This is a genomic window from Streptomyces pacificus (assembly GCF_011766325.1).
Classification (GTDB): Bacteria; Actinomycetota; Actinomycetes; order Streptomycetales; family Streptomycetaceae; genus Streptomyces; species Streptomyces pacificus.
In genome coordinates, this window is record NZ_BLLG01000022.1 from 20,993 (window position 1) to 45,044 (window position 24,052).

Sequence of the window (24,052 nt, forward strand, 5' to 3'; positions counted from 1 at the left end):
CCCTATCGTCGGTGCGGGCTTGTCACCAGGCACGACGCGGGGAAGAGCCCGCCTTGTCAGGGTCGATCGGGTGCGCGAACGCCGTCGGCCAGCGTGAACAGGCCCCTGGACGGCTCGGCCGGCCACCCGCGGCGCACCATGCGCTTCAGCCGCATCCGCAGCGTCTCGACGTGCCGGTGATCGGCCGCCTCCTCCAGCCGCTCACAGATCTCCTTCGCCCGCAGCGGCGTATCCGCGCTGGCCAGCAGGGCCAGAACAGGCCAGTCGCCCTCCGCGGGCATCTCGCCGGTCGTGATACGCACGACCGGCGGCAGGGAGCCGGACAGATCGTCCGAATCCGCATCCTGTGCGGGCACCCGTTCGAACTCCCCTTCGTCCGCGTCGCGTTCGGCGAGCACACGGGCGAGGGCCACCTGGGTGACCATCAGATCGGACAGCGACTCCTCGGCGGCAGCGATCTGCTCGTTCAGCTCGGATCGCAGCTCTTCCACCCGCTGCCGGGCCGCCTCCTCGTGCTGCTTCAGCAGCGCCAGCAGATCCTGCTCCACGCGCCCCTCCCGGCGATGCCGCCGACACAACCACGCCGGGCCCAACCTCCGCACCACCCAGCGACTTACCGGACCACCGGGACGCCAAACTCCTCACGATCACCGTCCCTCAAACCGAGCCGCACCCGTTCGGGTTCGGGGTGATGCTCCCAGACCGTCTGCCGATTGAGCTTGACGTGCAGCCGCTCAAAGCATCGGACCCGCACATGGCCGTAGGTGTCGAGTTCGTGTGTCCTCTCGTGCAGGGGACGTCCCCAGGTGTCCGGGGTGTGGAACTCGAATCTGCTGCCGTGGCGTCGGGGCCGGCCGCCCTTGGGGCCCACGCCGCCTTGCGCGGGTGGGTCGCGGTAGAGAACGCGGTCGCCGCGCATGCGGACACACACCTCAACGGGCAGATCGGCGAGTTGGTGGGCGAGGTAGGGGCCGTCGTATCCGCGGTCGGCGACGATCCGGATCGGCTCGTCGCCCTCGCGCCAGCGTCCCAGGGCCACGATCTTCGTGACGACCTCGCGCAGCTGGTGGGCGGTACGTTGCTGGACGTGGTCGCCGGGGCGCAGGCGGTAGGCGTCGAGCGGGGCGGTCCAGGAGGTGGGTCCGCCGGTCAGGGCGGCGACGATCGAGTAGGCCCAGCCGGGGATCATTTCGTGGGTGCCCTCGGCGCGTCCGTAGGTGTGACAGAAGGTGCGTTGGTCGCTGGTGTTCGCGTCGGGGCGCGGCCACAGGGTCACGTCGACGGCCAGGACGATGCCGCCGCCGGGACCACGCGGGAGGTCACGCAGGGCGAAGGACCAGTTCAGGCGGTCGAGGTCGATCTTCCCATCGTTGACGGTACGCTGCACGGATCCGTGGGAGCGGGAATGCTCGGGCACGAGGCTGAGCCCGGCGAGGTCGCGCACCGGGCCGTCGGCGCACAGCACGGCATCGACCGCCTCGAAGAGCTCGTCGCCCCAGCGGGTGAGGCAGGCACGGAAGTCGACACGGAACTCCTTGAGTTCACGCAAGGCCGCGTCGCGGGCGTCACGATCGGGCAGACTGGGAACGGCGGTCGCGCCGGTCTTCGTTGGTCTCACAACCCGAGGATCACGGCGCGGCCGTCGCCGTGTCCGGCGTTTCCTCATGTGGGGTACTCGAACGACCCCCTGAGTGAGGCCACAGGTTTCATCTCAAGCTTAGAGCAGTGCGCGGAAGGGGTTGGAGTCGGCGAGCGGTTCCGAGCGCTTCGGTTCGGGCGCAGGCTCCGGGACCTGCTTCGGCTCCGGGCGGTAGGCGTCCATCGAAACCACCTTGGCTCCATTCCCGTCCGTTTCTGCCCGCTGGCCGGCCGCAGCCACCTGCGGTTTCATGCACTCTGCGTCACGGTCACCGTCGTGGGCGAGCGAGAACACAACGGCCGGACGGCCGACCCCCTGCCGCTCTTCGGTCACGACGATTCCGGGCAGTGCCTTGACCTCCGCTGCGGTCGCTCCCATATACGGGAGAACCCCCTCCCGGTCAGTCTGTGGTGAGACACCCGGTATGCCGGGTGTCTCACCACAGACTGACCGGGAGGGCCCGGAGGACTTCCGGATTCACGACTGGAGGCACAGCAAGGTCACGAACGACCTGGAGGCAGGAGAGAACCCCGTAGAGGTCTCTGCCAACGTCCGGCACCACTCGCCGGGCTACACCATGGCCAGGTACGGCCACTCTCGTAAGGACGGAGCGCGCCGACTGGCCGCCTCCGGTGCTGGCCGACTCGGCCTGTCATCCCCGGTCTGACCTGGGGAATCTCCAGGCTGTTGGTCACGTGGTTGGTCACGCCACAGCCCTGGAAAGCAGAAAACCCCACGTGAAGTGGGGTCTCAGCTGGTGTCCGAGGGGGGACTTGAACCCCCACGCCCGATAAAGGGCACTAGCACCTCAAGCTAGCGCGTCTGCCATTCCGCCACCCGGACCAGGTGCTGTGTCGGCCCCGGCGTGTTCCCCGCGGCGACATGGACCACTCTACCAGGGGATCGAAGGTCCCCAGAACCACGTTTCCCATGGTCAGTGCGGTCCCCGGCGGGGGCGGACCCCCCGCGGGCGACTCGCACGGCCCGCCCAGACCTGGAACACGGAAAGTGACCGTATGAGTGCTGAGGGTCGCCGGTCGGCTAGCCTCGCGGCGTGCGCCGTGAACTTCGCCATCGCAGGCCGCGCGCGCTCTCGCCGCTGCGGGAGCATCTGCGCGACACCTTCTGGTTCGCGCCCACCGCGTCCCTGGTGCTCGTCTGCCTGCTCTGGCTCGCCGCCGACAGCGTCGACACCGCGATCGTGGAGACAATGCGGCAGAACGGGGACGTCCAGGGCGTCACCGACCTCATGGGCATCGCCGAGGACACCCGCACCATCATCACCACTGTCAGCGCGGCGATGATGACCTTCATCGGTGTCGTCTTCAGCATCTCGCTGGTCGCCGTGCAGATGGCCGCGGGGAACCTCACCCCCCGTATCGTCCGGATCTTCATCCGGAGCAGGATCAGCAAGCTCACCTTCTCGGTGTTCCTGGCGACGTTCCTGCTGTCACTGCTGGTCCTCACCTCGTACGACAGTGAGGCGGACCCGCGCGAGGTGATGACCGTACCGCTCGTGCAGAGCGCGCTGACCGTTGCCATGGTCGGGCTCAGCCTGGTGCTGTTCATCGCCTACGTCACGCAGACCCTGCAGCTGATGAAGATCGGGCCGGTCGTCGAGCGGATCAACAAGGAGTCCCTCGGGGGTCTGGCGAGGATGCCGGACCAGGCGCCCGACGCGGTGCCGCTCGCCCCCGAGATCGCCCGCATCAGCCACCAGGGAGACGCCGGAGTCCTCCGGGACGTGTATATCCCGCGGCTGGTGCGCGTCGCGCGGCGGAACGGTGTGGTGCTGCGGCTCATCCCCCGGATCGGGGATCATGTGGTGCCCGGGACACCCGTGCTCGCGGTGCACGGATCGCGCGTGCCCGCACGGTCGGCGCTGCGGTACAGCGTGTCGATCGGGATCGAGCGCACCTTCCACCAGGACCTGGGGTTCGGGCTGCGGCAGCTGTCCGACATCGCGCTGCGTGCGCTCTCCCCCGCCGTCAACGACCCGACCACCGCCGTGCAGTGCCTCGACCGGATCGTCGAGTTCCTCGCCGCGGTCGCCGCACGCCCTCTGGGCGCGGTGCACCACCGGGACCGCAAGGGCGTGGTTCGACTGGTGCAGGACGTCCCCGGCTGGACCGACCTGGTCGACCTCGGCCTCACCGAGATCCGCAGGTGCGCCCCGGCGAGCCCGCAGGTGTCCCGGCGCATGCTGGCGGGCATCGACGACCTGCTGCGGCTGGTGCCGGACGAGCGGCGCACACCACTGGTACGGCACCGGGAGCTGCTGGTGCAGGCCGTGGAGCGGGCACTGCCCGAGGCGGCCGAGCGCGCGTTCGCGCTGCGGCCCGACCGCCAGGGCATCGGCTGACCGGCGCGGCTCCCGCCCCGGACAGCCGGTTGTCATCGACCGCGACCCTGGAGCTGGGCCCGTCCGCCTGGCCGTTGAGCCGGGCACGGGAGTGGGGGCCGCCACCGTGCAACAGCCCGAGCGGTCGCGTCTGACGGACGCTGGCGGGTGGTGCTGCCGTCAGGTCTCCACGTGGCCGAAGCCGACTTCGTAGCGATCGACGGAGACGATCTGCTGGCCCTCCCTGCGGGCCGTTTCCACGCGGATCCGGTCGGCCTTCTGCTCGCTCGCCTTCATGGCCTCCTCGTCCTCCCACAAGGTCAGCGAGACGGCGTTCCCCGTGGCCCGGTCGACGAGCCAGTACACCCCGAGGAAGCCGGGAAGTCCCCGGACCTGCTGGACGGCCGTCTCCGCGTGCGCGGACAGATCACCCTCGGGCGGCACCGGCGACCCCTCGTACCTGCTCAGTCTCGCAAACATCGCAGCTTCCCTTCCTCCGCGGCCGTGGCCGGGCGGTCGGCAGCCCCAGGACCAGGCTGCCCCCTCCTCCGCCCGCCCGCACGCCACGGCCCGCCCGGTCTCGCCTCCGACGACCGCGCCCACCCCGCGCCCCACCCCGGGGGCCCGGGCATGCGGACCCGGGCATGCGGGCAGGGGCGGGGCCCCGAGTGGGCCGGGGTGGGGCCAGGACGGTGGCCGGGGCGCAGGCCGGCGCAGTGGCCGGGCGGGGTCCCCGGCCGGGTGGGGACCCCCGCCCCCGTGGCAACGCAGGCCGGGGAGCCGCGGGACCCCGTCACCACCGGCCGGGGCCCGCCAGGATGCGGTCGGCCTCCCGGCCCGGCCAGCGGGCGGTGAGGAGCAGCGCGATGTCGTCCGGCCGGTCCGTGGCCTGGCGCGCCTCCCGGATCAGCCGGTCGGCGGTCTCGGCGATCGTGATGCCGCCGACCCCACCGAGGGTGGTACGCAGCCGTTCGACACCGGCGTCGATGTCGGCACCGGCTTCCTCGATCAGCCCGTCGGTGAAGAGCGCCAGCACCGCACCGGGCTCCAGGGTGAGTTCGGATACCGGGTACCTTTCCTGCGAGGCGACGCCGAGCATCAGCCCGCCGGGCAGGTCGAGCACTTCGGTCGCACCGTCGGGCCTGCGCAGCAGCGGCTGGGGATGGCCGGCCCGCACGGCCTGGGCGGTGCCGCCGTCCGGGTCGAGGAGTACGTAGCAGCAGGTGGCGAGCTGTGCCGGGTCGAGGTCGATCAGAAGCCGGTTGGTGCCGCTCATCACCTCTTCGGGCTCCCGGTCGTCGAGGGCGAAGGCCCGTACCGCGCTGCGCAGCTGGCCCATGATGGCGGCGGCGGGCACCCCGTGCCCCTGGACGTCGCCGATGACCAGGGCGAGGCCGCGATCGGTCTCGATGACGTCGTACCAGTCGCCGCCCACGTCCAGGCCCTGGGTGCCGGGCAGATAGCGGCCGACGGTCTCCACGGCTGCGACCACGGGCAGCCGGTGCGGCAGCAGCGCGTCCTGGAGGCCCCTGGCGAGCGCGAACTCGCTGTCGTAGCGCTGGGCGCGTTCGAGGGCCTGGGCGATGAGCCCGGCGAGGGCGGTGAGGGCGGTGCGCTCCTCGGGTGCGAATCCGCGCGGGTGGTCGAAGCCGAGGATGCAGGAGCCCACGGGCCGGCCGGAGGCGATCAGCGGCAGGAAGGCGCGAGCGCCGACGGATGCGTCGATCGCGAGCCCGGGATAGGCGGATGCGAGCATGTCCATCGACTCGAAGAAGATGGGGCGGCCGCTGGTCAGGGTTTCCACGCCGGGGATCCGGGCATCGAGCCCGACCCCCTCGAAGGGCGCGAGGAAACCCGCCGGGAAGCCGGTCTCCCAGGCGAGGTGGAGATGGCGCTCGCGGAGGACGTAGATGGCCAGCTGCCGGCCGCCGAACGCCGGCAGCAGTTCCTCGGTGACGACCTCCGAGACCTGGCGGGCGGTGACGGCCTCGGTGAGGGCGATGGCGAGGGCGACCGGCCGGTACAGGGCGCTGGACCGGTCGGCGGCCGAGGCGAAGGTGCCCGATGCGGCCCCGGGGAAGCCGATCGCACCGGTTGTGTGGTCGGTGCGTTCAGCCGACGCGACCGTCCCCGTCACCCCTTTCCGGCCCGGGAAGAGGGAGACAGTGACCCCGCCGTCCTGCCCGCGGTCGGCCCGGAACCGGACGGGGGCGCGTGCCAGCAGCGCCGCACGGTACTGGTCCCCGTAGCCGGCGCGGTCGAGCCAGGGCACTGCCTCCCACAGCACCCGGCCGACGAGCAGGTCGCGGGGCGTCCCGATCAGTTCCGCCGCGCTGCGGTTGACGTCAGTGATGCGGCAGGACAGGTCGAGGGAGAAGAGCCCCTGGGGTAGCCGGTCACCGGCCTCCCCGAAGACCGCTCCGGAGCCGAGGTCCATGACGGACCCGGTGACGCGGCGCGCCGCCGTGCCGGGGGACGAACGGACCGGACGGCCGGTCAGCTCCACCAGGCACGGCGGTTCACCGTCCCGGCGCATCCGGATCCGGCGCACCACGGCGCGGCCGGTCCGGCCCGCCTCCCTGGCCACGGCGTGCAGCTGGTAGGCGTCCTCGGGCGCGACATGGGCGGTGAGCGTTTCGATGGTGCCGGGGAAGGCGGCGGCCTCGACACCGAGGATGGCGCAGAGTTCCACGTCGGCACTCAGCGCTCCGCTCCCCAGATCCCAGTCGAAGGTGCCGACACGCACGGGGCGGGCGTCTGCCTCGGGCACCTGGACGGCGAGGGGCTCCTTGTCCCAGCGGACGGGAGTGCCGTCGTGGTGGAGTTCGCCGAGGGCGGCGGCGAGCCGACTTCCCTCGTGGCTGAATCGCCGCCGGTCGACTTCGGCGACCGGCCCTCCGGAGGTGGCGGGGCGCAGCGTCGCGAGGACACCGAAGCGCTCGTCACCGCTGGTGACCGGTGCGTACAGGGAGCTCAGTGAGAACGGCAGACCCGCCATCAGCTGCGGGAAGCGCTGCATGGCCTCCTCGCCGTCGGCCAGGTGGATCGCCTGGGAGCGGCGGTAGCACTCCGCCACGGGGAAGGGCCTGTTGATGTGCATCCGCCACCATGGGCGCAGCAGTTCGGCGGGGAGCCCGACGGCCACGGCGAGGCGCAGCAGCCCCGGCGTCTCCGACCGCAGATAGACCCCGCCGGCATGGCCCCCTACCGCGCCGATCGAGTGAACCGCGGCCTCGGCGAGCACCAGTCCGAGTTCGTCCAGGGGGTGGACCGCGCCACCGCTCGTCTCGCGCTGCGACCCGCGCTCCGTGCGCGTGCCGGGCCTGGCCGCGCCGTACCAGGTCACATACACAAGGATGCGACAGGGACGCGGGGATGCGCACCTCCGGCCGCGCGGTGGCGGGGCTGCGCTCATCGGCGGCGGCAGGGGCGCGCGAGACGAGCGGTGGCGTGGGGGCAGGACGGGACGGGGCGGGGCGGGCAGACAGGACGGAAAGGACGGATGGGAGGGACGGGAGGGACCGGCAGGGTGCCCGGACAGGACGCGACGCACAGTCGGGCGCAGCGTGCCCGGGCGCAGACGCGGACGCGGCACACCGGGACACCAAACCAGCGGGACAGGGGCCACCGCACCCGGTACGCCGCCTCTCCCGGGACCCGGCCGCACCCCACCCGGGATCGGCCGGGGCCCGCAACAGACGCGGGCGTCCGCTCACGGGCAGCGGACGACCTGCCCGGCGTACGAGAGGTTGCCGCCGAACCCGAAGAGGAGCACCGGCGCCCCGGACGTGACGTCGCCGCGTTCGACGAGCCGGGACAGGGCCATGGGAATCGAGGCGGCCGATGTGTTCCCGGACTCCACGACGTCACGGGCCACGACGGCGTTCACCGCACCGATCCGCTCCGCGACGGGCTCGATGATCCGCAGGTTCGCCTGGTGCAGCACCACGGCCGCGAGGTCCTCGGGCGCGACCGACGCCCGTTCGCAGACCCCGCGTGCGATGGACGGGAGCCGGGTGGTCGCCCAGCGGTAGACGGACTGGCCCTCCTGGGCGAACCGGGGCGGGGTGCCCTCGATCCTCACCGCCTGTCCCATCTCCGGGACCGACCCCCACAGCACCGGGCCGATTCCCGCATCGCGCTCGTCGCACGCCTCGACGATCGCGGCCCCGGCCCCGTCGCCGACCAGGACGCAGGTGGTGCGGTCGGTCCAGTCGGCGACGGCGGACATCTTGTCGGCGCCGATGACGAGGGCGCGGACGGAGGAACCGGCCCGGATCGCGTGGTCGGCCGTGGCAAGAGCGTGGGTAAAGCCCGCGCAGACGACGTTGAGGTCCATGACCGCCGGGGAGGCCATCTGGAGCCTGGCGGCCACTCGGGCCGCGGTGTTCGGGGAGCGGTCGGTCGCCGTCGAGGTGGCCACGAGGACGAGATCGATGTCGCCGGGGATGAGCCCCGCCGCGGCCAGCGCCTTGCCGGCGGCGTGGGCGGCCAGTTCGTCGACCGGTTCGTCGGGGCCCGCGATATGGCGCGTCCGGATGCCCACCCTGCTGGTGATCCACTCGTCGCTGGTGTCGACGATCCGCGCCAGGTCGTCGTTGGTGAGTACCCGGGCGGGCCGGTGGTGCCCGAGCGCGGCGATACGAGTGCCGGTCATTGCCCGGGCACCCCCTTCGTTTCGAGATCAGGAGCCCTCCAGTCTCGTCAGCGACCGGCCGGTAGGAGGGCGGCCGAACCGACAGGATTCACCCGCTCGTGTTGGAGGCTCCACCCAGTCGGCGCCCCGGTCCACGCTCACCCCCCGGAGAACGAAGAACGTCCCATGGCCGGGGCCGCGTCCGGACGGGACCGCGGCGCCCGGACAGCACAGGCGCCCGGACGGCACAGGAGCCAGCGCCCATACCACACGCACCACACGCACCGCACGCGGTGGAACATGCTGGACATGACATCGTCGAGCACGCCTCGCCGCACCCGCCCGAGGCCGTGTGCCGTACCCGCGCACGTTCCCACGCACAGAGTCGGGGCTGATCACCATGGGACGCGTCACCGAACGCCGCCGCACCCTCCGGATCAGGGACGGAGCGGCCACCGCCCGGCCGGACACGCTGGTCGCCGAGGAGCCGCTGGAGATCCGGCTGAACGGTCGTCCGCTGGCGATCACCATGCGCACGCCGGGCGACGACTTCGCACTCGCGGCGGGCTTCCTGGTCAGCGAAGGGGTCATCGGCTCGGCGTCGGAACTGCGGTCGATCGTGTACTGCTCCGGCGCCCGGGACGACGGCACCAACACGTACAACGTCGTCGACGTGCGTCTCGCGCCCGGTGTCCCCGTCCCCGACATCACGCTCGAGCGCAACGTGTACACCACGTCATCGTGCGGACTGTGCGGCAAGGCCAGTCTCGACGCGGTACGCACCGGCACCCGCTTCGCCGTCGCCGACACTCCCCCCGTCCGGATCGGCCCCGATTTGCTCTCCTGCCTCCCCGACCGGCTCCGCGCCGCGCAGCGGGTCTTCGACCGCACGGGCGGCCTGCACGCCGCGGCACTGTTCTCGGAGGAGGGCGAGCTGCTCGACGTGTGCGAGGACGTCGGCCGGCACAACGCCGTGGACAAGCTGATCGGCCGCGCGGTGCGCGAGGACCTGCTGCCGCTGTCGCGGGTGATCCTGCTGGTGTCGGGGCGGGCGTCGTTCGAGCTGGCGCAGAAGGCGGTGATGGCGGGGATTCCGGTACTGGCCGCGGTCTCCGCACCGTCCTCGCTGGCCGTCGACCTCGCGGTCGAGACCGGGCTGACCCTGGTCGGCTTTCTCCGCGGGCCGGACATGAACGTGTACGCGGGCGAGGAACGGATCGCCCTCCGCTCGGAGGTGTGAGAGCCCTCCCTGCCCGACCCGGCCCCGGCCGCGATCGCCCCGCACCGAGCACCCGGCGTCCGGCATCCCACCGCCACCGAGCACCCGGTGCGCGACCCGGAGCCGGAGTGGGAGGTCCGGCAAGCGTGCGGGGCGCCGGCACCCCGGTGTCCCGGGCCGAGTCCCCTGGTGCCTGGGGCGGGACCGGCCCGCCTTGCGTTCACGTTCATCTACCACGTTCAGCCCTGTGCAGTACAGTCGGGGCAGGTCCGCCCGGCAGTGGTTCCGTCCCGTCCCGCGGCGGGAGCTGGCCGGAGCGGGGGGCCGTTCCGCCACCGGAAATGCGTCCGCCGGGCCGATCGTTCACCATGGAAGCAACACCCGGACGACGTAAGGATCGATCGCTCGTGAGCAAGGTCCCCTCCATCACCCTCAACAACGGCATCGCCATGCCGCAGATAGGCTTCGGCGTGTGGCAGGTGTCGGACGACGAGGCGGCGAAGGTCGTCGGCACGGCCCTGGAGGCCGGCTACCGCAGCGTCGACACGGCGACCGTGTACGAGAACGAGAGAGGCACCGGACAGGCCCTCGCGGCCTCCGGGATCCCCCGCGAGGAGTTGTTCGTCACCACCAAGCTCTGGAACAGCGACCAGGGCTACGACGCTGCACTCCGCGCCTTCGACGCCTCCCTCACGCGGCTCGGCCTGGACTATGTGGACCTGTACCTGATCCACTGGCCGATGCCGACCCGGGACACGTACGTGGACACCTACAAGGCGCTGGAGGCCGTCCACGCCGACGGCCGCGCGCGGGCCGTCGGCGTGTCGAACTTCCTTCCCGAGCACCTGGAGCGGCTGATCGAGGAGACCTCGGTCGTCCCCGCGGTGAACCAGATCGAGTTGCACCCGCAGTTGCAGCAGGCGGAGTCGCGGGCCTTCCACGCCAAGCACGGCATCGCCACCGAGGCCTGGTCGCCGTTGGGTTCGGGCAGCGGGCTGCTGGAGGTTCCGACGATCGTCGCGATCGCGCAGAAGCACGGAAAGACCCCGGCGCAGGTCGTGCTCCGCTGGCACGTGCAGCTCGGCAACGTCGTGATCCCCAAGTCCGTGACGCCCTCGCGGATCCGGGAGAACCTCGACATCTTCGGCTTCGAGCTGGACGAGGACGACCTCGCGGCGTTCTCGGCTCTGGACGAGGGCCGGCGTCTGGGTCCCGATCCGGCGTCGTTCCACATGGGCGCCTGACGCACCGGCACCGCGCGCGATCCGGACCGACCCGGTGGGCGCGGCCGCTTCACGGCGGCCGCGCCGCCGCGCCGGCCTCCGCACACCGCCGCACCGGACACCGCCGCACCGGACATCGCCGTGAGTGCCCGGCGCCCGCAGTGCCCGGTTCAACCGCGTTCCGGCCGGGGGCGCGACCCGCCCGTGGGTCGTCCCAACCCCGCTCGGGGCGGCCGGTGTTCACCTCTGCCTCCCCAAATTCTGCTTATGCTTCTGCCGTGTTCGATTCCCGGTACATCAGGACTTTCCACGAGGTGGTCAGAACCGGCTCGTACTCGGCAGCCGCCCGCTCGCTCGGCTATACGCAGCCTGCCGTCAGCCAGCAGATGAAGGCGCTGGAGCGGGACGTGGGCACTCCCCTGTTCACCCGGATCGGCCGCGGCATCAGGCTCACCGAGGCCGGTGAGGCGCTGACCCGGCACGCCGGCACGATCCTCGACAGCCTGGCGGCGGCGCAGCAGCAGATCGACGCCATCGCGCGGCTGCGCGCCGGAAGGGTGCGCGTGAGCGCGTTCCCCAGCGCCTGTGCGACGCTGATCCCGGCGATGATGGCGTCCGTCGCGGCCGAGTATCCGGGCATCCGGATCGAGCTGACGGAGAGTGAACCACCCGAGTCGCTGAGGCTGGTCACGCGAGGCGACTGCGACATCGCCCTGTCCTTCAGCTACCCCGGCCACGCCGCCGAGGTGCCGGAGGAGCTCGCCGCCGAACCGCTGCTTGAGGACCCGCTGACGGTGTTGCTGCCCTCCGGGCATCCGCTGGCAAGGCGGCGGGCCGTGCGGCTGGCGGATCTCGCCGGCGAGCGCTGGATAGCCGGGTGCCTGCGCTGCCGGGCCAATTTCGTGCACGCCTGTGCCGAGGAGGGGTTCGCACCGGACATCGCCTGCACCACGGACGACAACCTGGTGATGCAGAGCCTCGTGGCGTCGGGGGTGGGCATCGCCATGGTGCCGCAGTTGGTGCTGTCGTTCCTGTGCCACGGCAAGGTCACGGGGCGGATCGTGGAACCGCACACCCGCCGCCGGGTCGGCGCCTACGTGCTCCGGGAGCAGTTGCGCGTCCCCGCCGTCGCGCTGGTGCTCGGCCGTCTCGTCGCGGTGGCCCAGCGCCGCGTCGGCTGCTGAGCCCCGGAGGCCGTCCGGCTCCGGCGTCCGGCCCTCGCGGGTGGCCCTCCTCCGGTCCTCGCTCACGTACCGGCTCCCGTCCTCGCTCCGGGACGGGCCCCCTCGGTCCGAGCCGGACCCGGCCGGAGCGGCCGGCGCCATCACCCCGTCCATAAGGGACCGTTGAGGACCCCGCAAGCGATCGTGCCTTTACGCCCCTGGTCGACGGCCGGACGCTGCGGAGATGACGACTGCGCACCCGGCCACCCCCGCGACCCCCGCAACCCCCTCCCACGCTACGACCACCGCCACCACCGCCACCCCCGCGACCTCGCGGCTCCGCTCCCTGGTGGCGGAGATACGGGAGACCGTGAACCGCGGCCTCCCTCCCGAGCCCACGGCCTCCATGGTCGCGGAGAAACTCCTCCCGCACCTCGGCAGACCCGATCTGCTCACCGCAGGGCAGTGCGAGGGCGACTCCGCCCACTACCGCCAGCACGTCCTGCACGCCGAGCACGACGGCAGCTTCTCCCTGGTGGCCCTGGTCTGGCTGCCCGGCCAGAGCACGCCCGTGCACGACCACGTGTCGTGGTGCGTGACGGGTGTGCACCGGGGCGAGGAGCACGAGCGGCGCTACCGACTGGTCCCGCACGGCATGACCGCGCGGCTGGTCGCCACGGAGGACGTGGTGAACCCCGCAGGGACTGTCGCAGCGTTCGCCCCGCCGGGCGACATCCACCTCGTCCGCAACGCCGGTACCGGCGAGGCCGTGTCCCTGCACGTCTACGGCGCCGACATCGCCCGCCTGGGCACCAGCGTCCGGCGCGTCTACGACCTGCCCGCCGACCGGTGACGGCCCTCACGGGCTCCGGCTCCGGGCGCGCCACCACCGGCAAGAGGCCCGCGGGCCCCACCGGGCCCGTGCCCGGGCTGATCCTCGCCGCCGCCGGGGTGCCGGCGGCCTGGCTGGCACACCGTGCCGTGCCCGGCCTCCCGATGCTCACCGCCGCCGTTGTGCTGGGTGTGGCCGCCGCACACACTCCGTGGCTTGCCGAGCGGGTACGCGGCAGCTGCCGCAGCGGCCTGTCGCTTGCCGCGAAGCGCCTGATGCGGGCCGGGATCGTGCTGCTCGGTCTCAAGCTGAGCCTCGTGGACGTGCTCGGTCTCGGGTGGGCGACGGTCGTGATGGTGCCGGCCGTGGTCGCCGCCGCCTTCGGCGGCACCTGGTGGCTCGGGCGGCGGCTGGGGCTGCCCGGTGACCAACCGCTGCTGATCGCCGCTGGCTACTCCATCTGCGGGGCCTCCGCCATAGGGGCCGTGGGCTCGGTGCAGAACAGCGACGAGGAGGACGTGGTCACGTCCGTCGCGCTGGTGACGCTCTGCGGCACCCTCGCCATCGCCGTCCTGCCGTTGCTGCATGGACCGCTGGGCCTCAGCGGCGCCGAGTTCGGGCGGTGGGTGGGTGCCGGCGTCCACGACGTGGGACAGGTGGTGGCCACCGCCCAGACTGCCGGACCAGCGGCGCTCGGCGAGGCCGTCCTGGTGAAACTTCTCCGGGTGGCGCTGCTGGCACCGCTGGCCGCCGTGCTCGTCGTGGCGGCCCGGCGCCGCGGCCGCGACACGGCGGGCTCCCCGCGGCCTCCGCTCGTCCCCCTGTTCGTCGCGGGCTTCCTCGCGCTGGTGGTGCTGCGCAGCACGGGGCTGGTGCCCGCCCAGGTCCTCGCCGCAGCCGGCACAGCCCAGGAACTGCTCCTGGCCGGCGCGCTGTTCGGCCTCGGCAGCGCGGTCCATCTGCCGTCCCTGACCCGTACCGGCCCGCGGGTGGCCCTGCTCGGGCTCACCGCCTGGGTGCTGATCGCGACGGCGGCGTACGGCGGGGTGCTGCTCACCACCTGATCCGCGGGGAGATGCCCGCCGCCCGGCACGGCGCCGACCCGTGCCGACCCGTGCCGGCCAGCCGCCGACCGGCACCCACCGTCAACCCACCGACGCCCGCCGGCACTCACCGGCGCCCACCGGCATGGACCGGCACGGACCGGCACGGACCGGCTGCTGTCCGCTATCCGCGCCGTGCCGTGTGCACGGTGCGGGCCGCCAGCATGAAGCAGTCCGGGCGGCGCATCAGGCCCTCCTCGTCGTCCGGGTCCAGCAGCCGGTCGAGTACGGCGGCGTCGTCCGCGTCCAGCCGTCCTTCCAGGGACCTTCGCTGCCAGGAGAGGCCGGAGACCAGCCCCTCGCGCACGGTGCCGGTGACCGGGGCCGGCAGATCGAGGAGGAAGCTGCGGGTGAGGGTCGGCGTGAGTCCGGCGGCGGCGAGCAGGGCGCGCCAGTCCTCGACCTCCGCCCGCGCGCCGGGGAGGGCCGCACGCATCTCGGCGAACCAGGCGGCCGTGGCGGCCTCGAGGCGGCTCTCCAGGCCGGGCCTTCCGATGCCGAAGTCGCGCGGCAGGTGGCGGGCCGGCAGTCCGCCCTCGAGGAGTGCGAGCAGCCCGCCGGGGCGGAGCAGCCCGGCGAGTCCGGCGAGCGCGGCACGCTGGTCGCCCACATGGTGCAGGGAACCGCTCGCCCACACGAGGTCCGCCGGGCCCAGTTCGGCGATTCCGTGCGGGAGTTCGGCGAGGCGGGTGGCGACCCGGTCGGCGAGGCCGGCGCGGTCGGCGCGCGCCCTGGCCAGCTCGAGCAGGGCGGGGGTGGCATCTACCGCGACGACCTCGGCCTGTGGGAAGACCTCGGCCAGCAGGCAGCTGACCGCTCCGGGGCCGCTGCCGATGTCCAGGACCCGACGAACGGCCCCGCCGGGGAGTTGCTCCCTCACCCAGTGCGCGACCTGCCCGTACAGCGGGAGGTTGAGTGCGGCCTCGCGTTCGAGCAGCGCGGCGAACTCCTCCCAGTCGATGTGCGCCGTGTCGCCGGAGTGGCGGCCGTGGCCGGTGTGAGCGGACTGCTGGGCGTGGCCGTCCGCGGGTCGGTGGTCGGCGGGGGTCGTGTGCTCGTGAGAGTTCATGGCGTCAGGGTGCGCGCGGCGGCCGGGCGATGGGAAGTCTGCTTGCTGTTCCGGCAAATCGACGCCCCGTGCGGCCCGGCCCGCCGGGCCGGGGGACAGCGAGCACACCTGCGCGATCCGGCTGCCCGGGTTCCTGCGCCGGCTCCGGTCGGCTCGGGCGCCGTGTCACGGACCGGCTCCGGCACGGTGCCGCGTACCGGCTCCGGCGCTGTACCGGGCTCGGTGCACGGCACCGGCTTCCGGACCGGGACAGGTCGGGCACAAGGTGGGACATCCGCCTGTGCTCGCGCCGCCGCCGCTGGGCGGCGCAGAGCACCGCCGCCCGGGAAGCGGTGTCCGTCCCCGCGCACCGGAGCGCCACCGCCTCCCGGGTGCGGCCGGACCGGGTGCCGCGGCCGGGACCGGTGGTTCCGGCATGGGCAGGCACGCGGGGTGCGGCACGGTCAGCTCGCGCCGTGGCTCGCGGCGACGCCTTCGACCCGGTGGGCGAGTGCGAAGTCGCGTTCGGTGATCGCGCCACCCGCTGAGTGCGTGTTCACCGTCAGGTCGACCGTGCTGTACCCGAGAAGCAGATCGGAGTGGTGGTCGAGCTCCTCCTGGATCCGGGCGATGTGGACGACCAGCGCGGTGGCCGCGAAGTGGCCGCCGAGGCGGTAGGTACGGGCGATCCGGTCGCCTTCCTGGGACCAGCCGGGCAGTTCGCGCAGCCGGTCCTCGATCTCCTTCTGCGGCAGTGGCTCTGCGGGCATGGGCGAGCTCCCTCCGGATGTGTGTGCCGGTGACGTTACGGTTCCGTCATGACAACTGTCGCGTCCGACACGGGAATAGGGCCACTACTGCGCGGCTGGCGGGAACGGCGCAGGCTGAGTCAGCTCGAACTGGCGCTGCGCGCCGGCTCCTCCGCCCGGCACATCAGCTTTGTCGAAACGGGCAGGTCGCGGCCGAGTGAGGAGATGATCCTGCGGCTCGCCGAACAGCTGGACGTGCCGGTACGGGACCGGAACGCGCTCCTGCTGGCGGCCGGTTACGCTCCCAGGTTCGCGCAGACACCGCTCGACGCCCCGGCGATGGACTCGCTGCGGGCGGGGGTGGATCGGCTGCTGGGCGGCTACGAACCGTATCCGGCGCTCGTGGTCGACGGCACGTACACGGTCATGGCGGCGAACCGGGGCATCACGATGCTCCTGGAGGGCCTGCCGGAGCAACTGCTCAGACCGCCGCTGAACGCGATGCGGATCACCCTGCACCCGGAGGGTCTCGCCCCGCGCATCCGCAATCTGGGCGAGTGGCGCGGGCATCTGCTGGCCCGGATGGAGCGCCAGATCGCCCTCGTCCGCTCGCGGGAGCTGAGGGAGCTGTACGACGAGGTCGCCGCGTATCCGCCGGAGTGCTCTCCGCGAGGGGCGGGGGCGGGGACCCCGGCGGAGGGACCGGACAGGGGACGACCCGGCGGGGAGGGCTGGGCGGGCGCACCGCACGCGTACCTCGCCCTGCCGCTGCGGATCGAGCACGACGGCAGGGAGTTGTCGTTCGTCTCGTCGATCTCCACATTCAACACACCGATGGACGTGACCGTCGCGGAGCTGGCCATCGAGACGCTGCTGCCAGCCGACCCCGCGACGGTGGCCTATCTGCAGTCGCTCACGCCATGAGCCGGGCCGTGCAGCGCGGCGCCTCCCGCGGGTCGGTGGTGCGGGCGAGGCCGGCGAGCAGGGCCTGGGACATGGTGGATCAGCCTCCGTCGAGGTCGAGGGCGCAGACAGGGCAGGGGACACGGGCGAGTTCGACGTCGTGAGCGAGCCCGCGGGCACGGGCACCGCGGTCAACGTCCCGACCGTGTGCGCGGGCACGGGTCCGGCGTCCCGACCGTGTGCGCGGGCACGGGTCCGGCGTCCCGACCGTGTGCGCGGGCACGGATCCGGCGTCCCGACCGTGTGCGCGGGCACGGGTCCGGCCCGGGTACCGGGCGGAGTGCGCCGCCCGGTACCCGGTGCACCCACGATGCCCGGGCGCCGCGCGGGGGTCGATTACCCGGTAGGTCATGACGGTGGGCGGCGACGGGCCCAGCGGTACGGCGCCGTGCCCCCGGAACGGTCCGCGGGGCGGACACCGGCATGGACCCCGCGGTGCCCCCGGGTGCCGGGCACGGGGCGGGCCGGCCACCGTGCCCGGCTGGGGCCGGGTCAGTGGGCGTCCTGGGCTCCGTTGTCGCCACAGGGACCGGACTCGGGGGGTTCGGGTTCCGGTGCGGCCGCTCCGGGTGCGTGGTGATCGTCCGGACCGGTGCGGACGACCTCGGCACGGATGAGGGCGTTCACTGCGGCGAGGGGGTCGATGGGCATGGTCTTCTCCTTGCGCTTGACGGGGGATTCACATGGATCGGGCGCATATGAGGCGAACTCACCTGGGCCGAACCCACCTGGGGTGGGCGGCCGTGCGGGCTGCACACGGCGAGATGCGCGTCCACGTACGGGTCGTCAGCAGCGCAGGACCACGGACCTCGTGGCGGGAGGCGGAGGTGGAGCGGCGGATTCGGCGGCGGCGCGGGCGGGTGGACGGACGCTCTCGCCACCCGCCGTGCCGTCCTCGGCCGGTGCGCAAGCCCGTGCGGGCCGTCTCTCCGCCCGGGCGGGCGGGGACTGGTCCGAGACGGAGGTGTCCTGCGGTGCCTCTCCCGCCGGATCTGCGGGTACGGAGGCCGGTGCGCGCTCCGGGCCGGCCGGGCCGGCCGCCGCGGTGCCTTCCCGGACCCCGAGGACGGCGACGAGCGCCATCAGGACGGCGAGCACGACGCGGTCGGCACAGCGCACGGGTCGGTTCACGGGCACAACCTCCTGGACATGCCAGCTGTGCCCGTGTTCCGGCGCCGACGCGCCGCCCGCGCCCGGAATCCGCCCGATCGGACTACGCTCAGGCGACCGGGCTCCTCCCCCTGTCCGCCGTCCGGGCGACCCGGCCTCCGCCCTGTCCGCCGTCCGGAAGACCCACTCCCCCACCCCGACCACCCGACCACCCGCCGGGCCGCCGGGCCGCCGGGCCGCCGGGCGAGCAGCGCCACGCGTACGCGGGCGCGCCTGCGGACAGGAGCGGAACGCCCCGGGGTGAAGACGGTCGTGCACCCTGCCGGATCAGTCCCGCCCGTCCGGCAGGTCGGACCCCACGACCGGGAGGGCTTCGTCCCGACCGCCCGGATACGCGGGACTCTCCACCCGACGCAGCGGCACCTGCGGACCGAAGGGCTCGCCCCTGCACCGGGACTCGTCCAGCCAGCGCTTCAGCACGGTGTGCACCTGTTCGGCGCCCACGGGCTCCCCGCCCCCGGGGACGGGCTCCGTCAGTTCGAGCGGCGACAGCAGAAAGGCGTGGGACTGCTCTCCGCCGAGCCCGCCGTGCGAACCGATCTGCGCCTCGAAGGCGTGTACCCGGCCGGTGTCCGGGTCGTACATCGAGTTGACCATGATGTCGGCGGCGTGCGGAAACGCGTCGGTGCGCCGTACCGCATCGGCCGCGCCCGGCCCGAACACCGCGAGTGGGCCCGACCCGTCGAGGCCGGCCAGCGGCAGCTCGACGGTCGCGTCACCGTCCCGGCCGAGCACCACCGAGCCGTGCCGCTCACTGCGCACCAGGAGGAAGCCGATGCCGGGATGCCCGGCGAGGGTCCGCAGAAGTGCCGGGTGGCGGCCGTCGATCTCCTCGCGGCTGAGCCTGCCCGGGAGGTCGGGGAAGGAGATGAGGCCGAGGTTCCCCGAGGCGAGGACGATCGGCTCCGGGCCGGGCGAGGGCCGTTCCTCGGCCTCGTCCTCGCCCACCGGCCGGTGCAGTGCGCCGAGCAGCGCGTGCCGGGCGGCGTCCCGGGCCTCCGCGCCGCTCCTGGTACGTCCCGCGCGGCGGGAGACGGGCAGACCGCAGCCGGCCCGGACGAGGTCCTTCAGGGTCAGCCCGTAGGCGTCCTCGAAGGTCTCACCAGGGCTCTGGCCGTGGTCGGAGAGGAGGACGATCCGGTAGGTGCGGGGCGCGTGCTCGGCGACCTTCGCGATCAGGGCGACGGCACGGTCGATCCGTTTGAGGACCTGGGCGGCGTCTCGGCTGTGCGGTCCTGAATGGTGCGCCACCTCGTCGTAGGCGACGAGGTCGGCGTAGACGGCGGTGCGCCCGGCCAGCATGTCGCCCATCACGGCCGCCACCACCACATCCCGCTCGACGACGGTCGCGAAGGCCCGGATGAAGGGGTACAGCCCACCGCGGCGGGTGCGCGGCCGGTCGCCGCGCACCCGGGAGCGGACGGACTGCCCGATCTCTCGGCCGACCTCCGCGACGAACGACACCGCGGTCCTGACGGCGTTGGCGGGGTCGGAGAAGTAGGCGAAATAGCCGGCTCTGGAGCGGTTGGCGCGACCGCGGCGGGCGGCAGCGGACAGGACCAGTGCGAGCTGCTCGGCACCTCCCGTGAAGAGGTTCCCCCGGCTGGCCCCGTCAAGGCTGAGGAGCCCGGCGTCCCCGGTCCGCAAAACGGCGCGGCGCTGGAGCTCGACGGCGCTCGCGGGCCGGCTGCTGACCATGATCCGGCCGCTGTCCTTCTCGTACCAGCGGAAGGCCGGCACATCGTGGTTCGAACCGTGCAGGATGCCGAGTTGGCTTGCGCCCGTCTGGCTGGACCAGTCGGTATGCCAGCGGGTGAGGCGGTGCGAGTCCTCGAGCCAGCCCGCGACGGTCGGCATCAGCCCGTCCTTCACGGCCTGGACGAGCACGGTGTGACCCACGCCATCGAGTTGCAGGAACACCGTCGCGGGCGGCGCGTCGCCGTCCGCCGGCCGGCCGCCTCTGCGGCGCCTGCGGGTGGCCAGGCGGGACAGCCGCCGGCGGTAGGCGTTGTCGTCGCGAACCGCCAGCGCGGTGGAGGTGGCCGAGGCGACGGCCGACATCACGGCGGCGACGACCACCGCGGTCTCGGGCGCGGCAGCACCGCTCCCGTCGGGGATGAGTCTGAGGGCGAGCAGCAGCAGGGAGCCGTTCAGGAAGAACACCAGCAGGCCGAGCACCAGCGCCGGCACGAGCAGGAACGCGCGGACGACCAGGGGCCAGACCAGGGCGCTGAGCAGGCCGAACGCGCCCGCTCCCCAGGCCGCGGTGACGGCGGTCCAGGTGATGCTCTCGCTGTTGTCCGAGCGGAGCCGGAAGTCGGGCAGGATCCCCGCGAGTGCGAGCAGCGTCAGGGTGGACACCGCCCACACCACGGCCACTCTCAGCAGCGCTCCCCCGGCGGACCTCCAGCGCCACCCCTCACCCACCCGCGGCAGGACCACGCACGTCACCTCTCTCGGCTCTCCTGCGTCCAGCGTGTCACGCGGACCGGCCGTCCGGTCTCGGGTACCTCCCCGACTCCCGCGCCAAGCGTCCCGCTCTCACTCTCACTCTCCCGCACGGCCACGGCCGAAGGTCGCTGCCGCTGCCGCTGCCGCTGCCAACACGACCCCGGCCGAGCGCGGGGATCGGCGCCGGAGCTGGGCCGGGATCGGGATCGGCAGTCGGGATCGGGATCGGCAGGCGGGCGCCGCCGGCCGAGGGCGGGTTCGGCGGTCCGCTGTCCGATGTCCGCGGTCGGCAGACGGCAGACGGCAGACCGTGGCAGGAGTCCCGGGGGCCCGCTCGGTGCTTCCGGGCGGCGTGCCGTCAGCAGCCGTCGTAGCCCGCCGTCGGCATCGAGAGCCGGCGGTGCACGCCGGCCTTCATGGCGGCGTCGTACGCGGGCTCGTCGAGACCGGCCGTCGCCAGCCGGACGCCGCGGCGCCCGCACTCGGCGGAGAAGTCCGGGACGGACGTCAGCGCACGCGACAGCACCCGCTCGTTCGGAGCGACGAAGAGATCCACCAGGCCCGCCTCTACATCAGTCCACAGGACGCAGTGGTCGGGCCGCAGCCCGTAGAAGAGCAGCTCGCGGGCGACCACATATCCCCGGTCCGCCGCCCAGCGGGCGCACATCGCGTGCTGGCTGCGCGTGTCGACGAGGAAGGGATCGCTGTCGAGTTCCTCCAGCGGGGTAAGGCTGGCGATGGCCGCCACCCGCACCCCGTCCCCGGCGCCTGTCATGGACCGTCCCCCCGCGTCGGCTGTCGTGGCCCGACCCTACTCGGGCGCGGACCGCGCGAGGGAGGCGCACGATGGGGCGCTCGGGCGACCGCCGGGCCCCCGAACGCCTACGCTCGTACCGGCAACGGCGAACGGACCGGCCGGGGTCCGGGCGGAGCCGGATCGCCGGCGAGGAGGCATTGCGTGGCGATCGAGGTCACCTGGTGGGGTCACGCCACCTGCACGGTCGAGGACTCTGGGGTGCGGGTGCTCACCGACCCGGTGTTCGCCGGCAGGCTCGCACACCTGCGCCGCCGACGGGGTGATCCGCCGCCGCCCGCGGCCGCCGTCGCGGACGCCGCGGTCGTCTCCCATCTCCACTCCGACCATCTGCACCTGCCGTCGCTGGCCCGGCTCGCCCCCGGCACCACGCTGATCGTGCCCAGCGGCGCCCGGCGGGCGGTCCCCGGGCTCCGCAGGCTGGCCGGGCTGCGGATCGTGGAGGTGGCACCGGGCGACGAGGTGGCCGTCTCGGACGTACGTGTACGGGCCGTACCGGCGGCACACGACGGGCGGCGGCTGCCGGTGGGGCCGCACCGCTCCCCCGCACTCGGCTTCGTCATCCACGGCGGCGCTCGTACCTACTTCGCCGGGGACACCGAACTGTTCGACGGCATGGCGGCAGCGGTGGGGCCGGTCGACGTGGCACTGCTGCCGGTCGGCGGCTGGGGGCCGTTCCTGGGGCACGGCCATCTCGACCCGGAGCACGCGGCCCGCGCTCTCGCGGCGCTCAAGCCCCGCTCGGCGGTGCCGGTGCACTACGGCACGTACTGGCCGATCGGGATGGACGCGGTCCGGCCGCACGAGTTCCACTCGCCGGGTGACGAGTTCGTGCGCAAGGCGGCGCGCCGGGCGCCGAAGGTGGCGGTACACCGGCTGACGCACGGCGAGAGCGTGCGGCCGGAGGTCTTCCGGTGAAGCTCCAGGACGTGGTCGCTCAGCTCCCGCCGGAGTCGACCCAGCAGGCCGTGGGCTATCCGACCCTGTTTTTGCTGGTGGCGCTGGGCGCGCTGGTACCGGTGGTGCCGACGGGTGCACTGGTGAGCACGGCGGCGGTGGTGGCGCTCCATCAGACGGCGCCGTTCGCCGTGCTCCTGGTGTTCGTGGTCGCCGCGACCGCCGCGTTCCTCGGTGACATCACGCTGTACTGGCTCGGCAGGCGCGGCATCGGGTCGAGGAACGGCTCGAAGTGGCTGGAGGCGCTGCGGGCCCGCGCGGCTCCGGACCGGCTGGCGGGCGCACAGCGCAGACTCGCCGACCACAGCGGGACGGTGCTCGTGCTGTCCCGGCTGGTTCCGGCCGGACGGATTCCGGTGATGCTGGCCTGTCTGATGGCGCGGATGCCGCTGGCGCGCTTCGCGCGCGGCGACGCACCCGCCTGCCTCGCCTGGGCAGCCGCCTACGGGGCGATCGGGATTCTCGGCGGCTCGCTGTTCGACGAGCCGTGGCAGGGGGTGGTGGCGGCCGTGGGGTTGACGCTGGTGCTGAGCGGGATGCCCGCGCTGTGGTCCAGGCTCCGAAGAGGGAGGCCGTCAGGCGGTCAGCACATGTGAGCCGCCGACCGGCAGGTCCCACAGGCGCTCACGCGGCAGGCCGGTCCGCTCCCAGGCGGCCAGCAGCCTGCGGATCGGCTCCATCACGGGTTCGGACGACAGCACGAAGGTGGCCCAGTGCATCGGGGCCAGGTTCCTGGCGCCGAGGTCCTCGAACGCCTGCACCGCCTCCTCCGGGTCGGTGTGCACCGAACTGAGCCACCAGCGCGGTGCGTACGCGCCGATCGGCAGCAGCGCCAGATCGATGTCCGGGTGCCGTCGGCCGATCTCCTTGAACCAGTGGCCGTATCCGGTGTCCCCCGAGAAGTACACCTGGCGGCCGCGTTGGTCGGTGAGGATCCAGCCGCCCCACAGGGAACGGCAGGTGTCGGTGAGGGTCCGCTTGGACCAGTGGTGCGCGGGGACGAACGTGAAACGGACCGAGCCGACCCCGCTTCCGGCGGGCAGTTCCGCCGCCTCCCACCAGTCCAGTTCGGTCACCCGGGTGAAGCGCCGGCGCCGGAACCAGCCGCCGAGTCCCGCGGGTACGAACACCGGGGTGCGGCGGGGCAGCCGGGCGATCGTCGGCGCGTCCAGGTGGTCGTAGTGGTTGTGGCTGATGACGACGGCGTCGACGGACGGCAGGTCCTCCCATCGGACGCCCACGGGAGTGAGCCGGGCGGGTGTGCCCAGGATCCTGCGGGACCAGACGGGGTCCGTGAGCACCGTGAGCTCGCCGATGGCGACGACCCAGCTGGCGTGGCCCGCCCAGGTCACGGCGACGGTGCCCGGTTCCGCGTCCGGCAGGGTGCCCGGGGCGAAGGGCAGACGGGGGATGTCCCTGAGTCCGGCGGCCGCGGGCCGGAGCGCGCCCTCGCGCGCCAGCCGCGCCATGGCCCGTACACCGGGCAGCGGCGCGGTGAGCCGGTCGGCGAAGGACCGCGGCCACCGCCGGGTGAGCCCCAGCGGCCGCAGCCCGGTCACCGGCGCGGGACCCCGCTCGGGCTCCGGCGGTGCGGCCGTGCCGGCGTCGGCGTCGGCGTCGGCGTCGGCTTCGGCTTCGGCTTCGGCTTCGGCTTCGGCTTCGCCACAGCGGGGCAGGGCGTCGGGGCGGGGCGGGGCGTCGCGGTCGACGTGCGCCGGCATTCCCGGGCCGGCCCCTGGGAACG

The 24,052-nt window shown here is 73.2% G+C and carries 22 protein-coding genes and 1 tRNA gene; 9 read left to right on the top strand and 14 right to left on the bottom strand.

Annotated elements, in window-relative coordinates; genetic code table 11:
• Positions 1–56 precede the first annotated feature (56 nt).
• The 4 genes from SCWH03_RS25160 to SCWH03_RS25175 form a co-directional block, all read right to left on the bottom strand.
• The gene (locus SCWH03_RS25160; RefSeq protein WP_173266709.1) at positions 57–548 is read right to left on the bottom strand and encodes a winged-helix domain-containing protein; all 492 of its coding nucleotides are present in this window, start codon (positions 546–548) and stop codon (positions 57–59) included.
• A gap of 65 nt (positions 549–613) precedes the next feature.
• On the bottom strand, positions 614–1,618 hold the full coding sequence (locus SCWH03_RS25165) for a transposase (RefSeq protein WP_173266711.1): 1,005 nt from the start codon (positions 1,616–1,618) through the stop codon (positions 614–616).
• Between the two features lie 99 nt (positions 1,619–1,717).
• Positions 1,718–2,017: a hypothetical protein gene (locus SCWH03_RS25170; RefSeq protein WP_173266713.1), complete on the bottom strand. Its 300-nt coding sequence runs from the start codon at positions 2,015–2,017 to the stop codon at positions 1,718–1,720.
• A 377-nt stretch (positions 2,018–2,394) separates the two neighbouring features.
• Positions 2,395–2,482 (bottom strand) — tRNA-Leu (locus SCWH03_RS25175).
• A gap of 211 nt (positions 2,483–2,693) precedes the next feature.
• Between SCWH03_RS25175 and SCWH03_RS25180 the strand changes: the two genes are divergently transcribed.
• Positions 2,694–4,001 carry a DUF2254 domain-containing protein gene (locus SCWH03_RS25180; protein ID WP_173266715.1) on the top strand — a complete coding sequence of 436 codons (1,308 nt, stop codon included), beginning with the start codon at positions 2,694–2,696 and terminating at the stop codon, positions 3,999–4,001.
• 159 nt (positions 4,002–4,160) lie between these two features.
• Here SCWH03_RS25180 and SCWH03_RS25185 read toward each other — a convergent pair whose 3' ends face one another.
• The 3 genes from SCWH03_RS25185 to SCWH03_RS25195 all read right to left on the bottom strand — a co-directional run bounded on the left by SCWH03_RS25185 (position 4,161) and on the right by SCWH03_RS25195 (position 8,637).
• Positions 4,161–4,460 (bottom strand): antibiotic biosynthesis monooxygenase, encoded by a 300-nt coding sequence (locus SCWH03_RS25185; protein WP_173266717.1) that lies wholly within the window; start codon positions 4,458–4,460, stop codon positions 4,161–4,163.
• Positions 4,461–4,773: 313 nt separating this feature from the next.
• A complete protein-coding gene (locus SCWH03_RS25190) occupies positions 4,774–7,326 on the bottom strand; it encodes a SpoIIE family protein phosphatase (RefSeq protein ID WP_308788886.1) in 2,553 nt (850 codons plus the stop codon).
• Between the two features lie 366 nt (positions 7,327–7,692).
• Positions 7,693–8,637 (bottom strand): beta-ketoacyl-ACP synthase III, encoded by a 945-nt coding sequence (locus SCWH03_RS25195; RefSeq protein ID WP_173266720.1) that lies wholly within the window; start codon positions 8,635–8,637, stop codon positions 7,693–7,695.
• Between the two features lie 379 nt (positions 8,638–9,016).
• On the opposite strand from SCWH03_RS25195, the gene fdhD reads away from it, so the two are divergent.
• The 5 genes from fdhD (at position 9,017) to SCWH03_RS25220 (ending at position 14,117) form a co-directional block, all read left to right on the top strand.
• Positions 9,017–9,856: a formate dehydrogenase accessory sulfurtransferase FdhD gene (gene fdhD / locus SCWH03_RS25200; protein WP_173266722.1), complete on the top strand. Its 840-nt coding sequence runs from the start codon at positions 9,017–9,019 to the stop codon at positions 9,854–9,856.
• Between the two features lie 386 nt (positions 9,857–10,242).
• Positions 10,243–11,079, top strand: coding sequence for an aldo/keto reductase (locus SCWH03_RS25205; RefSeq protein WP_173266724.1), 837 nt, complete (start codon positions 10,243–10,245; stop codon positions 11,077–11,079).
• 257 nt (positions 11,080–11,336) lie between these two features.
• Positions 11,337–12,242, top strand: a complete 906-nt coding sequence (locus tag SCWH03_RS25210) for a LysR family transcriptional regulator (RefSeq protein ID WP_173266726.1) — start codon at positions 11,337–11,339, stop codon at positions 12,240–12,242.
• A gap of 223 nt (positions 12,243–12,465) precedes the next feature.
• On the top strand, positions 12,466–13,074 hold the full coding sequence (locus SCWH03_RS25215) for a cysteine dioxygenase family protein (protein ID WP_173266728.1): 609 nt from the start codon (positions 12,466–12,468) through the stop codon (positions 13,072–13,074).
• Entirely contained in the window at positions 13,071–14,117 is a 1,047-nt protein-coding gene (locus SCWH03_RS25220) for a YeiH family protein (RefSeq protein ID WP_173266729.1), read from the top strand. Before SCWH03_RS25215 ends, SCWH03_RS25220 begins: the two co-directional genes overlap by 4 nt.
• Before the next feature lie 163 nt (positions 14,118–14,280).
• Here SCWH03_RS25220 and SCWH03_RS25225 read toward each other — a convergent pair whose 3' ends face one another.
• Complete coding sequence (locus SCWH03_RS25225; protein ID WP_173266731.1) at positions 14,281–15,225, bottom strand: class I SAM-dependent methyltransferase; 945 nt, start codon at positions 15,223–15,225, stop codon at positions 14,281–14,283.
• A 443-nt stretch (positions 15,226–15,668) separates the two neighbouring features.
• Complete coding sequence (locus SCWH03_RS25230; RefSeq protein WP_173266733.1) at positions 15,669–15,974, bottom strand: 4a-hydroxytetrahydrobiopterin dehydratase; 306 nt, start codon at positions 15,972–15,974, stop codon at positions 15,669–15,671.
• A 48-nt stretch (positions 15,975–16,022) separates the two neighbouring features.
• Between SCWH03_RS25230 and SCWH03_RS25235 the strand changes: the two genes are divergently transcribed.
• Entirely contained in the window at positions 16,023–16,877 is an 855-nt protein-coding gene (locus SCWH03_RS25235; RefSeq protein ID WP_173266735.1) for a helix-turn-helix domain-containing protein, read from the top strand.
• A 531-nt stretch (positions 16,878–17,408) separates the two neighbouring features.
• Here the strand turns inward: SCWH03_RS25235 and SCWH03_RS25240 are convergent.
• The 4 genes from SCWH03_RS25240 to SCWH03_RS25255 all read right to left on the bottom strand — a co-directional run bounded on the left by SCWH03_RS25240 (position 17,409) and on the right by SCWH03_RS25255 (position 21,312).
• Positions 17,409–17,567: a hypothetical protein gene (locus SCWH03_RS25240; RefSeq protein WP_173266737.1), complete on the bottom strand. Its 159-nt coding sequence runs from the start codon at positions 17,565–17,567 to the stop codon at positions 17,409–17,411.
• Between the two features lie 135 nt (positions 17,568–17,702).
• On the bottom strand, positions 17,703–18,047 hold the full coding sequence (locus SCWH03_RS25245; protein ID WP_173266739.1) for a hypothetical protein: 345 nt from the start codon (positions 18,045–18,047) through the stop codon (positions 17,703–17,705).
• Positions 18,048–18,353: 306 nt separating this feature from the next.
• A complete protein-coding gene (locus SCWH03_RS25250; RefSeq protein ID WP_173266825.1) occupies positions 18,354–20,513 on the bottom strand; it encodes a phage holin family protein in 2,160 nt (719 codons plus the stop codon).
• Positions 20,514–20,895: 382 nt separating this feature from the next.
• Positions 20,896–21,312 (bottom strand): recombinase family protein, encoded by a 417-nt coding sequence (locus SCWH03_RS25255; RefSeq protein WP_173266741.1) that lies wholly within the window; start codon positions 21,310–21,312, stop codon positions 20,896–20,898.
• A gap of 183 nt (positions 21,313–21,495) precedes the next feature.
• Here SCWH03_RS25255 and SCWH03_RS25260 point away from each other — a divergent pair, with 183 nt between their 5' ends.
• Both SCWH03_RS25260 and SCWH03_RS25265 read left to right on the top strand, forming a co-directional pair.
• Positions 21,496–22,269 carry an MBL fold metallo-hydrolase gene (locus SCWH03_RS25260; RefSeq protein ID WP_173266742.1) on the top strand — a complete coding sequence of 258 codons (774 nt, stop codon included), beginning with the start codon at positions 21,496–21,498 and terminating at the stop codon, positions 22,267–22,269.
• Positions 22,266–22,904, top strand: a complete 639-nt coding sequence (locus SCWH03_RS25265; protein ID WP_173266744.1) for a DedA family protein — start codon at positions 22,266–22,268, stop codon at positions 22,902–22,904. The genes SCWH03_RS25260 and SCWH03_RS25265 overlap by 4 nt, the downstream gene beginning before the upstream one ends.
• On the opposite strand, the gene SCWH03_RS25270 is transcribed toward SCWH03_RS25265, so the two are convergent.
• Positions 22,884–24,029, bottom strand: a complete 1,146-nt coding sequence (locus tag SCWH03_RS25270) for an MBL fold metallo-hydrolase (RefSeq protein WP_173266745.1) — start codon at positions 24,027–24,029, stop codon at positions 22,884–22,886. The genes SCWH03_RS25265 and SCWH03_RS25270 overlap by 21 nt on opposite strands.
• Positions 24,030–24,052: the final 23 nt, after the last annotated feature.

Bases quoted from the DNA above. Each gene is read 5' to 3' on its own strand.
- SCWH03_RS25185 (WP_173266717.1), bottom strand. From the start codon at position 4,460: ATGTTTGCGAGACTGAGCAGGTACGAGGGGTCGCCGGTGCCGCCCGAG.
- SCWH03_RS25255 (WP_173266741.1), bottom strand. From the start codon at position 21,312: ATGACAGGCGCCGGGGACGGGGTGCGGGTGGCGGCCATCGCCAGCCTT.
- SCWH03_RS25225 (WP_173266731.1), bottom strand. From the start codon at position 15,225: ATGAACTCTCACGAGCACACGACCCCCGCCGACCACCGACCCGCGGAC.
- SCWH03_RS25195 (WP_173266720.1), bottom strand. From the start codon at position 8,637: ATGACCGGCACTCGTATCGCCGCGCTCGGGCACCACCGGCCCGCCCGG.
- SCWH03_RS25170 (WP_173266713.1), bottom strand. From the start codon at position 2,017: ATGGGAGCGACCGCAGCGGAGGTCAAGGCACTGCCCGGAATCGTCGTG.
- fdhD (WP_173266722.1), top strand. From the start codon at position 9,017: ATGGGACGCGTCACCGAACGCCGCCGCACCCTCCGGATCAGGGACGGA.
- SCWH03_RS25215 (WP_173266728.1), top strand. From the start codon at position 12,466: ATGACGACTGCGCACCCGGCCACCCCCGCGACCCCCGCAACCCCCTCC.
- SCWH03_RS25230 (WP_173266733.1), bottom strand. From the start codon at position 15,974: ATGCCCGCAGAGCCACTGCCGCAGAAGGAGATCGAGGACCGGCTGCGC.
- SCWH03_RS25270 (WP_173266745.1), bottom strand. From the start codon at position 24,029: ATGCCGGCGCACGTCGACCGCGACGCCCCGCCCCGCCCCGACGCCCTG.
- SCWH03_RS25235 (WP_173266735.1), top strand. From the start codon at position 16,023: ATGACAACTGTCGCGTCCGACACGGGAATAGGGCCACTACTGCGCGGC.
- SCWH03_RS25240 (WP_173266737.1), bottom strand. From the start codon at position 17,567: ATGCCCATCGACCCCCTCGCCGCAGTGAACGCCCTCATCCGTGCCGAG.